The sequence below is a fragment of the Streptosporangium sp. CA-115845 genome (assembly GCF_050943795.1).
In the GTDB taxonomy this organism is placed as follows: Bacteria; Actinomycetota; Actinomycetes; order Streptosporangiales; family Streptosporangiaceae; genus Streptosporangium.
Map to the genome: position 1 here is coordinate 794847 of NZ_CP191988.1, position 13937 is coordinate 808783.

11 protein-coding genes and 1 pseudogene are annotated in these 13937 nt (G+C 69.0%); 4 read left to right on the forward strand and 8 right to left on the reverse strand.

Annotation, left to right across the window (positions count from 1 at the left end):
• Positions 1 to 75 precede the first annotated feature (75 nt).
• A pseudogene (locus ACQP0P_RS05865) lies at positions 76 to 601 on the forward strand (transposase).
• Positions 602 to 660: 59 nt separating this feature from the next.
• Here the strand turns inward: ACQP0P_RS05865 and ACQP0P_RS05870 are convergent.
• The 4 genes from ACQP0P_RS05870 to ACQP0P_RS05885 all read right to left on the reverse strand — a co-directional run bounded on the left by ACQP0P_RS05870 (position 661) and on the right by ACQP0P_RS05885 (position 6078).
• Positions 661 to 1011 (reverse strand): hypothetical protein, encoded by a 351-nt coding sequence (locus tag ACQP0P_RS05870; protein ID WP_433371927.1) that lies wholly within the window; start codon positions 1009 to 1011, stop codon positions 661 to 663.
• 830 nt (positions 1012 to 1841) lie between these two features.
• Positions 1842 to 2672, reverse strand: coding sequence for an undecaprenyl-diphosphate phosphatase (locus ACQP0P_RS05875; protein ID WP_433371930.1), 831 nt, complete (start codon positions 2670 to 2672; stop codon positions 1842 to 1844).
• A 268-nt stretch (positions 2673 to 2940) separates the two neighbouring features.
• Positions 2941 to 4446, reverse strand: coding sequence for a M28 family metallopeptidase (locus ACQP0P_RS05880; protein WP_433371933.1), 1506 nt, complete (start codon positions 4444 to 4446; stop codon positions 2941 to 2943).
• Between the two features lie 99 nt (positions 4447 to 4545).
• Entirely contained in the window at positions 4546 to 6078 is a 1533-nt protein-coding gene (locus ACQP0P_RS05885; protein ID WP_433371936.1) for a M28 family peptidase, read from the reverse strand.
• A gap of 244 nt (positions 6079 to 6322) precedes the next feature.
• On the opposite strand from ACQP0P_RS05885, the gene ACQP0P_RS05890 reads away from it, so the two are divergent.
• Both ACQP0P_RS05890 and lipB read left to right on the forward strand, forming a co-directional pair.
• Positions 6323 to 6508: a PspC domain-containing protein gene (locus ACQP0P_RS05890; RefSeq protein WP_433371939.1), complete on the forward strand. Its 186-nt coding sequence runs from the start codon at positions 6323 to 6325 to the stop codon at positions 6506 to 6508.
• A gap of 15 nt (positions 6509 to 6523) precedes the next feature.
• Positions 6524 to 7162: a lipoyl(octanoyl) transferase LipB gene (gene lipB / locus ACQP0P_RS05895; RefSeq protein WP_433371942.1), complete on the forward strand. Its 639-nt coding sequence runs from the start codon at positions 6524 to 6526 to the stop codon at positions 7160 to 7162.
• A gap of 93 nt (positions 7163 to 7255) precedes the next feature.
• Here the strand turns inward: lipB and ACQP0P_RS05900 are convergent, their stop codons facing one another.
• Both ACQP0P_RS05900 and ACQP0P_RS05905 read right to left on the reverse strand, forming a co-directional pair.
• Positions 7256 to 8806, reverse strand: coding sequence for an amino acid permease (locus ACQP0P_RS05900; protein ID WP_433371944.1), 1551 nt, complete (start codon positions 8804 to 8806; stop codon positions 7256 to 7258).
• A 9-nt stretch (positions 8807 to 8815) separates the two neighbouring features.
• On the reverse strand, positions 8816 to 9754 hold the full coding sequence (locus ACQP0P_RS05905; RefSeq protein WP_433371946.1) for a phosphotransferase: 939 nt from the start codon (positions 9752 to 9754) through the stop codon (positions 8816 to 8818).
• A 135-nt stretch (positions 9755 to 9889) separates the two neighbouring features.
• Between ACQP0P_RS05905 and ACQP0P_RS05910 the strand changes: the two genes are divergently transcribed.
• On the forward strand, positions 9890 to 12376 hold the full coding sequence (locus ACQP0P_RS05910; protein WP_433371949.1) for a GcvT family protein: 2487 nt from the start codon (positions 9890 to 9892) through the stop codon (positions 12374 to 12376).
• A gap of 140 nt (positions 12377 to 12516) precedes the next feature.
• Here ACQP0P_RS05910 and ACQP0P_RS05915 read toward each other — a convergent pair whose 3' ends face one another.
• Complete coding sequence (locus ACQP0P_RS05915; RefSeq protein WP_433371951.1) at positions 12517 to 13296, reverse strand: hypothetical protein; 780 nt, start codon at positions 13294 to 13296, stop codon at positions 12517 to 12519.
• Positions 13289 to 13807, reverse strand: a complete 519-nt coding sequence (locus tag ACQP0P_RS05920; RefSeq protein WP_433371953.1) for a SigE family RNA polymerase sigma factor — start codon at positions 13805 to 13807, stop codon at positions 13289 to 13291. The genes ACQP0P_RS05915 and ACQP0P_RS05920 overlap by 8 nt, the downstream gene beginning before the upstream one ends.
• Positions 13808 to 13937 lie beyond the last annotated feature (130 nt).

The following is a 13937-nucleotide window of genomic DNA, read 5'->3' on the forward strand; positions in this document are numbered from 1 at the left end:
CCTTAGGGCCTGTGCGGAGTTGAGATCAGAGGCATTCGCCTGCGCCTTGGTGTCAGGTCCTGGTAGGCCACTGCTATGGCGCGTGGAGACCTCACCGATGACGAATGGTCCTTGATCGAGCCGCACTTGCCTTTAGGTGAGCGAGGCCCGATTCCGGACCTGCGACTGCAGTTCAACGCCGTGATGTGGCGGTTTCGGACCGGCAGCCCGTGGCGGGATCTGCCCGCCGAGTACGGGCCATGGTCCACCGCCTACGACCGATTCCGGTCGTAGGCGATGGTGTGACGGCTTTGATGCAGGGCCGACGCACCCTCTGCGGCATGGGGCGATGTCCAGTGAGGACATTCAAGGAGATGAGTGGGGCGCCTACGTGGTCACTGGAGAGCCCGTTACGGGGAAACTCGTACGGCGGGTTCGGAGGGGGGCCGTGCGGAAAAGGACCTGCCCGGGGCAGGCACCTCGCCGCGTGGCCTACCCAACCAACAAGATCAAGGAGTGGCGCGGGCTGGCCTTCCGCTTCGACAAGACACCCGAAAGCTACCTCGCCGGCCTGCATCTCCGCGGAGCTATCCTGTGGATCCGAAGTCTTCAACCCATTTGAAGATCCGAAGTTCGTACAGGTTCTTGCCAGCCGGCATTTCCCGCCGACTTCACCACTTCCTATTCGCTTTGCGCCCAGGCGGCGACGGGCAGCGAGATATATACGCCGAAGTTGTCCAGGTCGGTAGCGGCCTCGACTTCACGGTGCAGCAGATTGACCCGGTCCTGCCGATTTCGGGCGCGGCTGTCGAACCACTTGGAGCGCACCTCGATCACGACGTCCAGCCCGCTGCGGTCTAGCAGGCCGAGCTGACGAAATCGGATCTCGACATCGCCTGGCTGGAGGTCTCCGTCGTACGGCTCCTCCGGGCACTGCACAGCGATCGAAACGAGGTGGGGCAGTTCGGCGGCGAGTTTGCGAAGAGACGCTTCGGGGACATCCGGCGCGTAGGTCACCTCGACAAGTGGCATCCCACCAGCCTAGCCAGACCGACTGAAAGGTTTAGCCGTGGTTGGCGCGACGACCTCGTGCAGACCGAGCGGCGCTGGCAGGATCCGGCTGCCTGCCGAGCCGTTCACGACACACCGGTGTACCTTCGGCGGCCTGGGCGCGGCGGCCGGCTCGCTCGAGCGTCCGGTGCGGGGTCTTCACCCGGGTGCCGGCCACCGCTCACCCATCGGCAGATGAGGTTCGACCAAGGTTCACACGCCATGCCACGTGCTATACCAAGGCCAGACGGCACCGCGCAGGACAACGCCATGATCTAAATCTCGAACAGGCCCTAGCCACGCGCTCGCCACCGGTGGCGGCGACCACCGGGGTGCCGACGTGTTCGCCGATCAGGCCGATGCCCTCGGTATGGGAGGCCCGCACCGCCTCGTCGTAGGCCGCCTACAACGCCGCCACCTTCCAGGAGGAACTGCGCGACAAGTTCAAGCACGGCAAACCGGTCGCGGTGACCGAGTTCGGCACCTGCGCCTACCGGGGTGCGGGCGAGCGCGGTGGCATGGCCTGGCAGCCACCGGAGGGCGCGGTACGGGACGAGGGCGAGCAGGTGCGCTATTTCACCGAGCTGCTGGACGTCTTCGAGAAGGAGGGGGTGGACACCGCTCTCTGGTTCACCTTCGCGGGCTTCAGCCACATCGGGGACGGGGACATCGCCTCCTACGGCGTGGTCAGGATGCTCGACGAGAGGCGCTGGACACCGAAGAAGGTGTTCCACACGATGGCGGCCGGACACGCCCGCGACCGAGGGGGGCAGGGCGGGGGGCGGACGGTCCGAGCCGCCGACGCCGGGACTTTAGGCCGATGGGTCGAGGACTCCGGTGCTCACCAGGGCGATGATGAGGACGCCGAGGGCGATCCGGTAGATCACGAAGCCGGTGAAGCGGTGGGTGCTGATGTACTTCAGGAACCACGAGACCGCCAGGTAGCCCACGACGAAGGAGATCACGGTGGCCAGGATCGTGGGCCCCCAGTCGGGCGCCGGGCCTTCGCCGATCTTGGACAGCTCCAGGAAGCCCGAGCCCAGCACGGCCGGGATGGCCAGCAGGAAGGAGTACTTCGCGGCCTCCTCCCTGCGGTAGTCCAGCAGCAGCCCGGCGCTGATCGTGCCGCCGGAGCGTGACACGCCGGGAACCAGCGCGAGGGACTGGGCGAAGCCGTAGATCAGGGCGTGGGTGAAGCTGAGGTGCCGCTCCAGGGTGAGCCTGTTGCGGGCGGTGTGGTCGGCGAACCACAGGACGAGGCCGAAGACGATCAGGGTCGTGCCGATCAGGCGCAGGTCGCGGAAGGCGCCCTCGATGGAGTCCTTGAAGAGCAGGCCGAGCACCACGATCGGGATGGTTCCCACGATGACGTACCAGCCCATCCGGGCGGAGTGGTGGCTACGCAGGCCGGGTGTCCACAGGGACCGCGTCCAGGTGGAGATGATCTCCCAGATCTCCGTGCGGAAGTAGATCAGCACCGCGGCCTCGGTGCCGAGCTGGATGACCGCGGTGAACGCGGCCCCGGGGTCCTGCCAGCCGAAGAACGCCGAGGCGACCCGGATGTGGGCGCTGGAGGAGATCGGCAGAAACTCCGTCAGTCCCTGGATCAGTCCGAGGACCACGGCTTCGAACCAGCTGATCACTTGAGCGCCTTCCGTACCAGCACGTGCGTAACCTACGCGAGGCTAGCGGAGCGCACGGTGGGCGTGACCGGTCATTCGGCTGATGTTCACCATCACTTTTTTGGACATGCGCTCTCGCGTTTCTGATTTTTCATCTTTTCGCGCCGGGGGAGAGGGCGGACCCAGGCGGGGCGGTGTGCTCTGGGAGGGTGCGGCCCGCGTGGCGGGCCGTCCGGAGCAGACCGGACGGCCCGAGAAGGGGGAAGGCGCGGGTCGCACCCGGCCTTGTCTACTGCTGGGTTATCTTGACGTCGTCCACCCCCGCCTCGACCAGGGAGGCGGTCGAGGCGTCGGCGGCCTCGACGAGGATCCGGACGCTCTGCCCGGCGAAGGCGGAGATGTCGACGTCGGCCGAGCCCCAGGCGCCGTTGCGGTTGGCGGCCGAGCCGAGCTGCTGGAACACCTGGGTGGTGGTGGAGCCGACGACCTTCACCCGCAGGAAGTCGGCGGTGGAGGAGTTGGAACCGTGCGCCAGGTACCAGGAGAACGCCAGCTTGAGCGTTCCCGTCGACGGCAGGGTGACGGCCGGTGACTGGACGCTGGTGACTCCTCCGTCGATGTCGTGGTCGCCCGCCGCGGCGCCCGCGAGCCTGCCGGTGACCAGGTCGTTGGTGCCGCTGACCGTGGTGCCGAGCTGCTTGGCGCCGCTGGAGGTGGTGGCCTGCGGGACGCCGCGCTCCCACTGGCCCAAGGTGGCGGTGTCGGTGCCCGAGGGGTTGGTCGTCCAGCCGGTCGAGGTCTCGAAGGTGTCCTGCCAGACGACCGTCGGCGGTGTGGCGGTGGCGGTGGTCCACACCGCGTAGGCGATGGCGTCGGCGTTGCGGTTCAGCGCGGTGTCGCTGATGTTGGTCGTGGTGTCGCAGGCCCGGTGATAGCAGGGATCGAACGCCTGGCCCGCCGTACCGCCCCAGAGGGTGGCCTGGGCGCTGGTCTTGACGCCCTCGGCGCCGGTGAAGGTGCCTCCGGCCGGGATGCCGACGGCGATGAAAGGCCCGTAGTCGGAGCGGCCGTCGAAGTCGGTGCCCCGGGTGGCCACGCCGATCGAGGTGAAGTACGCCTGGAGCGTCGTCTCCAGCTGCGCCGAGCCCGCCGGGCCGGGGCCCGAGCCGACGCCGTCGGAGTTGTCGCCGTCGTAGATGAAGTAGCCGGCGTTGGGCGAGCCGACCATGTCGAAGTTGTAGTAGCCCTTGATCTTGGCCCGCTCGGTGGCCGAGAGGCTGTTCACGTAGGCCTGCGAGCCGCGCAGACCCAGCTCTTCCGCGCCCCACCAGGCGAAGCGCAGATGCTTGGTGGGAGTCAGCGACTGGCGGGAGACCTCCAGGGCGGTCTCCAGGATGGCGGCACTGCCCGAGCCGTTGTCATTGATACCGGGGCCCGCGGTCACGCTGTCGAGGTGGGAGCCGACCATGAGGATGTCGTTCGGGTCGCCTCCGGGCCAGTCGGCGATGACGTTGTAGCCGGTCGCGCCGCCGTAGGTGAACGACTGCAGGGTGGTGGTGAACCCCGCGCCGTCCAGCAGGCCCTTGACGTAGTTGGCCGAGGCCAGATAGCCGGGGCGGCCGTGCGCGCGGTTGCCGCCGTTGGCGGTGGCGATGGACTGGAGTTGGGTGAGGTGTGCCTTCACGGCGGTCAGCGAGATGTCCGGTGGGACGGCGGCCGACGCCGACGGTGCGGTGAATGCCAGAGGGATGGCCAGGATCGCCGCCATGCCCATGGTCCACAGACTGCGCATCATGCTCCTCGGGTTTGAGGGTGTGGGGGTCCCCCGAGCGGCGCGCACCCGTGGTGGGTGCGCGCCGTACAGCGTGGTGGTGCGCTTCGCTGGACTTTGTCGTTAGCGGGCCGCTCCCTCAGGAGCCGTCGCGGTCTGCGCCGCGGCCCTGGCGAGCGTCGCGGCGTTGCGGTCGGGGATGCCCGTCAGGTCGTAGGCGAAGAACGCGGTGGCGTAGCCGATGGCCTTGGCGTTGCGTTCGAGCGCGGCGGGGTCGATGTTGCCGATGCCGTCGCAGGCGGCGTGGTAGCAGGGGTCGTAGGCGGCACCGGCGGTCCCGCCGAACTTGGCGGCCTGCTCGGCGGTCTTGATGCCCTCGGCGCCGCTGAAGATGCCTCCGGCCGGGATGCCGTTGGCGATGAACGCGCCGTAGTCGGAGCGGCCGGTGAAGTCGGTGCCCTCGAAGGGCAGGCCGCGCTTGCCGTAGAACCTCTCCAGGCGCTTCTCGATCTCGGCCGACCCCGCCGGACCGGCCGGGGCGCCCTCGGCGTCGGAGTCGTCACCGTCGTAGAGGAAGGCACCGCCGTTCGGCGAGGCGATCATGTCGAAGTTCAGGTAGAGCCTGATCTTGTCCCGCTCGGCCTGGGACAGGCCCGCGACGTACTGCTCGGAGCCGAGCAGGCCCAGTTCCTCGGCGCCCCACCAGGCGAAGCGGAGCTTGTACTTGGTCGGCACCTTGGCCAGCTTCAGCGCGGTCTCCAGGACGGCGGCGCTGCCGGAGCCGTTGTCGTTGATGCCGGGGCCCTCGGGAACGCCGTCCAGGTGCGCGCCGACCGCCACGATCTCGCCGGACTTGCCCCAGCGGGAGTCGGCGATCAGGTTCTTGGTACGGCCGACCGTGGTCTTGGCGTCCACCTTCAGGCGGACCGTGGTGTTCGGGTTGGCGGCCAGGTCCAGGCCGACGGCCGTGCTCGCCATCACGATGGGGAAGCCGAAGCGCCACTCGACGATGTCGAAGAGGAGCGGGTCGGTACGGCCGGGCTGGCCCTCGTTGAAGAAGATCACACCGGACGCGCCGGCCGCCTTGGCGTTGGTGGCCTTGTCGACGAACGGGCAGGTGCCGCGCTGGAGCAGGGCGATCCGGCCGGGGACGAACCCGGCGAAGTCAGCGGCCTCGCAGCCCGCGTTCGAGGTGCTCGGGGTCGGTCCCGGCGGGATGACCGCGTCGACGACCTGGATCTGGGCGGTGACGTCGCCGCCGCTGGAGGAGACCACCGTCACGAAGTCGGCGGGGTTGGCGTAGGTCTTCGCCACCGGAGCCGTCTGCTGCAGGATGGAGGGGCTGAACTCCTCCCAGTTGATCGGGAACTCGACGTCGGTGGTGGAGGTCGTGTATCCGGCCTTGTGCAGCTTGTCCTGCACGTAGGCCAGGGAGGCGTCGTAACCGGACGTGCCCGCCGCCCGGTTGCCGCCGTTGGCGGTGGCGATCTCCTGGAACTTGTCCAGGTGCTTCTTGACGTTGCTGCCCTTGACCTGTGTCGCGAACACGTTGGCGAGGACGTCTGGGACGTTGGGGGCCGCGGTGGTCGCGCTCGCCGGTGCGGTGAAGGCGAGGGGGAGGGCGATGGCCGTGACCAGGGTGGCGGTCTGGACCATGCTGCGTCGTAACCTCAGGCGCATAACGCTCCTCGGGGGTGGAACGGAGGGGGATCCCCTATTAGGTACATGGCGGAACGTACCGTGATCAACCAGTTTCGCCTAGATGTGTTTTGACACGGAGTTGCGAGAAAAGTTGTCGAACTCGACCCTGTCAGGGTTTTCTCAGGGATGCCTAGGGAACGGGCCGGGTCCGGTCGTCCGTTTGAAGAGATGAAGAACACCGACTTCGGGGAGAGGCACCGTGTACCGTTCGAGAAACCACAAGATAATCGCCGGAGTCTGCGGCGGGATCGCGGACAGTCTCAACCTGCCGCCCACCCTCGTCCGGGTGCTGTGGCTGCTGCTCTCGCTCATTCCCGGGCCGCTCTGGGTCGTCTACGTGCTCATGTGGATCTTCGTGCCCAAGGCGCCGGCGGCTCGCCACTGAAAATAAGCTGGGGGCATGAGGCAACGCCCCCTGACCCTGGTCCAGGACGACCTGGTCGACTACGAGAAGGCGATGGAGCGGATGACCGACCTGGTCGGTCAGCGGCAGCGCGACGAGCGCCCCGACACGCTCTGGCTGCTCAGCCACCCGCAGGTGTACACCGCGGGCAGGCGAACCCTTGAGCGGCACCTGCCGGATCCGGCTCACGGCATCCCGGTCGTGAGCACGGGTCGCGGCGGCCAGCTCACCTACCACGGCCCCGGCCAGCTGGTCGGGTACCTGATCGTCAAGCTCGGCGAGGGCGAGGGGATCGTCGACTACGTCCGAGAGGTCGAGCTGAGGCTCGTCGCGGCGCTCGGCGCGCTGGGAGTCGCGGCCGAGCGCCGCGACACCCCGTCGGGCTCGGAGTTGCTGACCGGCGTGTGGACCGTCGAGACGGGACGCAAGATCGTCTCGATCGGCATGCGGCAGAGCCGGGGCGTCACCAGCCACGGGTTCGCCCTCAACGTCGACGGCGACCTGACCCCGTGGGGCTGGGCGGTGGCCTGCGGCATGCCCGAGGTCGACATGACCTCGATGCGGCGGGAGGCCCCCGCCGCCGCGGCCATGGAACAGGTCCGGGCCGCGGTGGCGGAGGCGTTCGAGGCGAGCTGACCGACTTCTCGGCCTTCCGGGGTGATCCGGATTCGCGCCGGCCGATCCTCAGGCGGTGACCGGCACCGGTCTCGGGAAGCCGGCCGGGGCCGGTCAGCCGATCGGCTCCTTGCCGACCGGGTCGACCGGGTCGAGCTCGTCGATCGTGCGGCGCGGGCCGGTGAACCAGTGCCTGGCCGACAGCGCCCACCACAGGCCCACGCCCAGCACCATCACGCCGACCACGATCGGCGCGTAGTTCACCGCGGCCGGTGTGAAGTCGTCACTGAACGGCACGGCCGCCGGGACCAGCGGCATGACGAAGTAGATCGAGACGATGACGATCTCGACGATGGCGATCCAGCACATGACCCGGTACTTCGATCCCAGCGTCCAGGGTCCCGGCTCGAACCGGTCGCCCATCCGCAGCCGGAGCCAGATCGGGATCGCGAAGGCGATGTAGAGACCGATGACCGCCACCGAGACGACCGCGTAGAAGGCCAGCGGCAACCCGCCGGGGGCCTCGTACAGCGCGGGCAGGGTGAGGACCAGCGCGGCCGCGCAGCCGAAGATGATCGCGTTGACCGGGGTCCTGTTGCCGTCCACCTTCGACCACAGGCGCCAGCCGGGGACGGCGCCGTCGCGGGAGAACGCGTAGGTCATCCGGGACATCGAGGTCACGCAGCTCATCCCGCAGAAGAACTGGCCGATGGTGGAGATCGTGAAGATCGCCGTGGCCAGGTTGCCGGGGAGCGCGCTGTCGAAGATGGCGCCGACGAAGCCACCCGCCTCGTTGACCGCGGTCACGTCGGTGGCCGCGAACAGGAAGGCCAGCAGTAGGATCCAGCCGCCGATCGCCGAGTAGAAGATCGACTGCCACAGTCCCCTGGCGGCGGCGGTGGAGGCGCCCTGGGTCTCCTCGGACACGTGCGCGCACGCGTCGAACCCGGTGATCGTGTACTGGGTCAGCAGGAATCCGAGGGGCAGCACGTAGAACCAGTAGGACGAGTCGGAGAAGCCGGAGTTGTTGATCGTCTCGGTGAAGACGAACGACATCGACTGGTGCGAGTCGGGACCGAAGATCAGGATCAGCACGATCACCGCCGCGCCGAACACGTGCCACCACACCGAGACGTTCTGCAGCAGCGAGATCAGCCGGTGGCTGAAGATGTTGATCAGCGCGTGCAGCACCAGGACGATCGCGAACAGGATGAACGCGTTGGTCAGGGTGGGATTCCAGCCGGGGAAGAACCGGTTGAGGGTGATGTTCAGGAAGGTCGCGCAGCCGTAGTCGACCGAGGCCGTCACGGCGATCAGGCCGATGAGGTTGAACCAGCCGGTGAACCAGCCGTGGATGGGCTTGCCCATCTTCGCGGCCCACCAGTAGATGCCGCCGGCGGTCGGATAGGCCGACACCAGCTCTGACATGCAGAGCCCGATGATCAGGATGAAGATCGAGATCAGCGGCCACCCCCATGAGATCGCGATGGGGCCGCCGTTGTTCCAGGCCTGGCCGAACGTGGTGAAGCAACCGGCCAGGATGGAGATGATCGAGAAGGAGATGGCGAAGTTCGAGAAACCGCTCCAGGTTCTGGAGAGCTCCTGTTTGTAACCGAGTTCGGCGAGTCGCCTCGCGTCCTCGTCGACCGACGTTGGCTTGGTCACTCAAGCCTCCTAGCGTGGTGGTGCGGGGGGTGGAAATCCGGTGCTCGCGCCCCGGACGTCATCGACGAGCCGCCCGAACTCCGGGTCGTCCAGATCTCGTACGGCCTGTGAGAACTTGTCGGCCGCCTCGGCCTCGTAGTCGAAGTCGGCGTCGGCGGCCCGCTCCTTCAGCAGCCCGTGGTGCACGGCGAACCAGAGCGTCCAGGTCAGGTTGGACATGATCAGGTTGAGCCGGACCCGGGAGGTGAGCCGCCGGTCGTCGGTGCCGAAGTAGGCGCGGGCCAGCCGGGTGGTCAGGTCCGGGTCGTAGTCCGCCTCGGCGGCGATGTCGCCCAGTTCGAAGGCGGGGTCGTTGTTCCCGGAGAGCTGGTAGTCGACGATCCTGACCTCGGCGCCGCAGCGGATGAAGTTCTCCGGCAGCAGGTCGTTGTGGCACGGCACCTTGGGCAGCGGGTCGGCGGCCAGTGCCCGCTCGATCTCCGCCGCCGTGGCAAGACGGTCCTGGTAGCCGTCGGGTGTGCCCAGTTCGTGGGTACGGCAGAGGGTGAGGAACTCGTCGAGCTTGCGGAAGATGGAGAAGTCGTTGACGAACCGGGGCCCGGCGTGCAGCCGGCGGCAGGCCGCCGCGATAGGGCCGGGAAGTGTCCGTACGGTGTGCGCGTCCAGGGTGACGCCGTCGAGATACTCCAGCACCAGCGCGCCGGGCAGCCGGTGCAGCACCCTGGGGCCGACCCCCGTGTCCGCCGCGTGGACGGTGTTGGCGATCTCCTCATCGAGCGGTATGCCCAGGCCGGCGGCCGACACCCGGGGATCGAGCACCCGCAGCAGCCAGCGCTGTCCGTCGGCGGCGTCGAGCCTGGCGATCCGATGGCTGAGCCCGCCCTTGATCGGTGTCTCGGTCACGGGCTGTCCGGCCCATTTACGGACGTCCCCTAGAGGATCTGGCATGCCGCTCTCCTTTGGCCTACCTTCAGACCATTGATCCGATTCTGCGGACGAGGTGTTACAGAGGGGTTGCGGACTTTGAAACTTCCCGGCTCTGCACGGGCCGTCGTGATCGGTGGCGGGGTGGCCGGGTGCAGCGTGGCCTATCATCTGGCAAGGCTCGGCTGGACCGAGGTGATACTCGTCGAGCGACACGAACTCACCGAGGGGACCACCTGGCATTCGGCCGGGTTCGTGGGCCAGCTCCGCTCCACGGTCACCCAGACCAAGATGATTATGTATTCGGCCGGTCTCTATCCCGAGCTGGCCGAGCTCACCGGCCTGGACCCGGGGTGGCACGGGGTCGGTGGACTCCGCCTGGCGACCACGCCCGAGCGGGTGGAGGAGTCCCTGCGCCTGGCCGGGGCCGGGGAGACCTACGGGCTGGGTCTTGAGGTGCTCTCCGGCGCCGAGGCCGGGGAGATGTTCCCGCTGCTGTACGCCGACGACGTGCGGGCCGCGCTCTGGCTGCCCGGGGACGGCTGGCTGGATCCGGCGCTGCTGGCCAGGGCGCTGGCGGCCGGGGCGCGGAAGCTGGGCGTGCGGATCCTCACCGGGACTCGCGCGATGGGGCTCGACGTGGCGGGCGGGGCGATCACCGGCGTACGGCTCGCTTCGGGTACCGAGGGAGCCGAGGATTTCGAGGAGTGGTCGGTCCAGGCGGAGACCGTGGTCGTCGCGGCGGGTGCGGCCAGCGGACGGGTCGGGCGGCTGGCCGGGGTGGACATTCCGGTTGTGCCGATCAAACACCAATATGTGGTCACCGAGCCTTTCGGGGTTCCTTCCTCCACGCCCACGGTGCGGGATCCGGATAACATTGTCTATTTCCGGGAAGAAAATGGCGGGATTCTGGTCGGTGGGTATATCCGAAACCCGGAGATCTGGTCCACGGCTGCCCCGCTTGAGGAGCCTCGGACCGTTTTTCCCCCTGATATGCCGAAATTTCAGGAATCGTGGGAGTCGGCGGTGCGGCGGGTCCCCGCCCTGGCCGGTACCGAGATCACGAAGGTCGTCCACGGCCCCGAGGCGTTCACCCCCGACGGGGAGTTCCTCCTCGGCGAGACCTCGGTCCGCGGGTTGTGGGCGGCGGCGGGCTTCTGCGTCCACGGTCTGGCCGCGGCCGGCGGCGTGGGCAAGGTCATGGCCGAGTGGATCGTGGATGGCTCGCCCGAGTACGACGTGTTCGGCATGGATCTGCGACGCTTCGGGCTCCACGCCCGTTCCGCGGCGTGGAGCCGCGCCAAGGCCCTGGACTCCTACTCGAAGTACTACGACATCGTCTACCCGGGCGAGGAACGGACCGCCGCCCGGCCGCTCCGCCGCTCTCCCGCCTGGGTCCGGCACGCGGAGCTCGGGGCGGCGTTCGGCGAGAAGGCCGGCTGGGAGCGGGTGAACTGGTTCGAGTCCAACGCCCGCTCGGCCGCGGAGCCCGACCGGGACCCTCCCCTGGGCGACGGGGATGTCCGCTCGGCAGGCCAGGGCCTCCGTCCGGGCGGGTGGGCCGGCCGGATCTGGTCGCCGGCCGTCCGGGAGGAGTGCCTGGCCACCCGTGACGCCGCGGGCCTGTTCGACCAGACCTCGTTCGCCAAGCTGGAGGTGGCGGGAGCAGGAGCGCTGGAAGGGCTGCAGCGGGCGTGCGCCGGGCAGCTCGACAGGCCGGTGGGCTCGATCGTCTACACCCAGCTCCTCAACGCGCGCGGCGGCGTCGAGGCCGACCTGACCGTCACCCGCCTGGCCGACGACCGCTTCCGGTTGGTCACCGGCACCGCCTTCGGCGTCCACGACGCCGCCTGGCTCCGTGGCCAGGGACTCGACGTCCGTGACGTCACCTCGGCCCATGCCTGCTACTGCCTGTGGGGCCCGCGAGCGCTCGACATCCTCGGCTCCGTCTCCGGCGACGACCTGACCTTCGGCTATATGAGGGCCAGGGAGATCAGCGTCGGAGGAGTCCCGGTGCTGGCCCAGCGGGTGACGTTCGTGGGCGAGTTCGGCTGGGAGCTGTACTGCCCTTCGGAGTACGGCCTGACGCTCTGGGACACGCTCATGGAGGCGGGAACGCCGCACGGCATGCGCCCGGCCGGGTACCGTGCGATCGACTCGATGCGCCTGGAGAAGGGCTACCGCGCCTGGGGCCTGGACGTCACCCCGGAGACCACCCCGTACGAGGCGGGTCTGGGCTTCGCGGTCGCCGGGGACAAGGACTTCCTCGGCCGCGCCGCCCTGGACGCCTCCCACCGTCCTGCCTCCCACCGCCCCGCCGAGGACCGTCCCGCGGCCGTGTCGGCCGCGAGTCCGACGGCCCCGGTGCCCGCGCGGAGCCTGTTCTGCCTGGTCCTGGACGACCCGCGTCAGGTCTGTCTCGGTGGCGAGCCGGTCCGCTCCGGCGGCCTGCCCGCCTCGCGGGTGACCAGCGGCGGGTACGGCCATCGCGTCGACCGCTCGATCGCCTACGCCTACCTGCCCGAGGGCACCGCCCCGGGTGACCGCGTCGAGGTCGGCGTGACCGGCACCTGGGTGGGCGCCGCCGTCGCCGCCGAACCCCTCTACGACCCGTCCTCGGCACGCGTCCGTCGCCTGCCGTCCTGACCGTCCCGCCGAGGGGCAGGGCCTCCCCGGAGCGGTGCCGTACCGGAGCCTCGGAAAGGCGCGCGACACCGGATTTCCGGACGGCGCGCACCGCCAGGGTTCCGGAGAGCGCGCCGTCCGGGGCCCGTCCCCCCGCCGGTTCAGTCGTCCGATGTGAGACCGGCGGCGACCGCGGTCAGCTCGCGCTCGACCGCCCGCCTGCCGCCGAGATCCTTCGCGTAATCAGGGCTGATCATCACCTCGACCGCCCGTTCCTCGCCTACCTGCAGGAAGATGCTCGGGGTGCCCTTCCCACCGTCCTCGCCGACCCACCGGTTGACGATATAACCGGTCCGGCCATCGCCGAGGGGCACCTGTTCCCCATCGTTCGCAACGCGGTAGCTCTGCCACTGCTCGCCGATGCGTGCGGCGGCCAGACCTTCGTAGACGAAGATCTGGACACGGTAGGAGCCCTCGCCGTCGTTCGGATAGCTCCACGACGTGGAGTACTCGTCGCCTCGGTTCACCGCCCAGGCGTTCCGTACCAGGCCGCCGGTCATGTATCCCACCTGGACGCGCCCCAGGGTGTTCCCGGTGCCGATGTCGACGGGCGTACGGAAGACGCGCGGGGTGGCCGTGGGCGTCGGCGTGGGCATCGGGGGTTCGGTGAACAGGGGCTGCGGCGCGTCCCGGTCGCCGGTGTCAGGCTCCGGCGTCCCGTAGGTCGCGACCTGGTCGTGCGGTGCGGGAGCCGGGCTCAGCGCCAGCTGGGCGGAGGCCGCGATCCCCGCGACGGCCGCCGTGGCGACCACGGCGGTGATCCTGATCCGCCTGGCGCTCCTGCGCCGCGAGGACCGGATCACCCGCTCGGCCAGGCCGGGGGCCGCGCGCAGCCGCGTGGTCTCGTCCGCCATGATCTGGCGGATCTCCTGCTCAAGCATGGGCACTCCTGATCGCCTCCTCCAACGGCTCCCCGCCGACCGCCGGCCGCAGCTTGGCGAGCGCCTTGGACGCCTGGCTCTTGACCGTTCCCGTCGAGCAACCGAGGATCTCCGCGGTCTGCGCCTCGCTGAGGTCCTCCCAGTAGCGCAGGACGACCACCGCGCGCTGCCGGGGCGGCAGCTCGCGCAGCGCGTCCATGAGCGCGTGGCGGAGCGGGATGTCGGTCTCCCGCGACGGCCGTTCCGGCGGGGTGCCGGTCGGGATGATCCTCAGGACCGTCCTGCGCCGGGCACGGCTGATGGCGGTGTTCACGATGATGCGGCGGACGTAGGGTTCTGGATCGCTGCCGTTCCGGACCCGGCCCCAGTTGCGGTACGCCCGTTCCAGGGCCGTCTGCAGCAGGTCCTCGGCGTCCTCGGTGGCATCGCAGGCGAGATGGGCGATCCTCAGCAGGCTCGTGCCGCGTGCGGCGACGAAAGCTGAGAATCCAGCATCATCCCGGCCGATCACCTCAGTTCATCCGATCTCATACCTCTCCATACGCCTGAGCGGAGAGAAGGGTTGCCTGCCGCCAATTTTCGGTAAAGCCCGTCACCGACCTGGGCACCGGCGATCCCGGGCTCCGGAGACCAGCTCCAGA

What these genes read in the sequence shown, in the direction of transcription:
- ACQP0P_RS05870 (WP_433371927.1), bottom strand. Translation starts at nt 1,011, where the DNA reads ATGCCACTTGTCGAGGTGACCTACGCGCCGGATGTCCCCGAAGCGTCT.
- ACQP0P_RS05880 (WP_433371933.1), bottom strand. Translation starts at nt 4,446, where the DNA reads ATGATGCGCAGTCTGTGGACCATGGGCATGGCGGCGATCCTGGCCATC.
- ACQP0P_RS05885 (WP_433371936.1), bottom strand. Translation starts at nt 6,078, where the DNA reads ATGGTCCAGACCGCCACCCTGGTCACGGCCATCGCCCTCCCCCTCGCC.
- lipB (WP_433371942.1), top strand. Translation starts at nt 6,524, where the DNA reads ATGAGGCAACGCCCCCTGACCCTGGTCCAGGACGACCTGGTCGACTAC.
- ACQP0P_RS05905 (WP_433371946.1), bottom strand. Translation starts at nt 9,754, where the DNA reads ATGCCAGATCCTCTAGGGGACGTCCGTAAATGGGCCGGACAGCCCGTG.
- ACQP0P_RS05915 (WP_433371951.1), bottom strand. Translation starts at nt 13,296, where the DNA reads ATGCTTGAGCAGGAGATCCGCCAGATCATGGCGGACGAGACCACGCGG.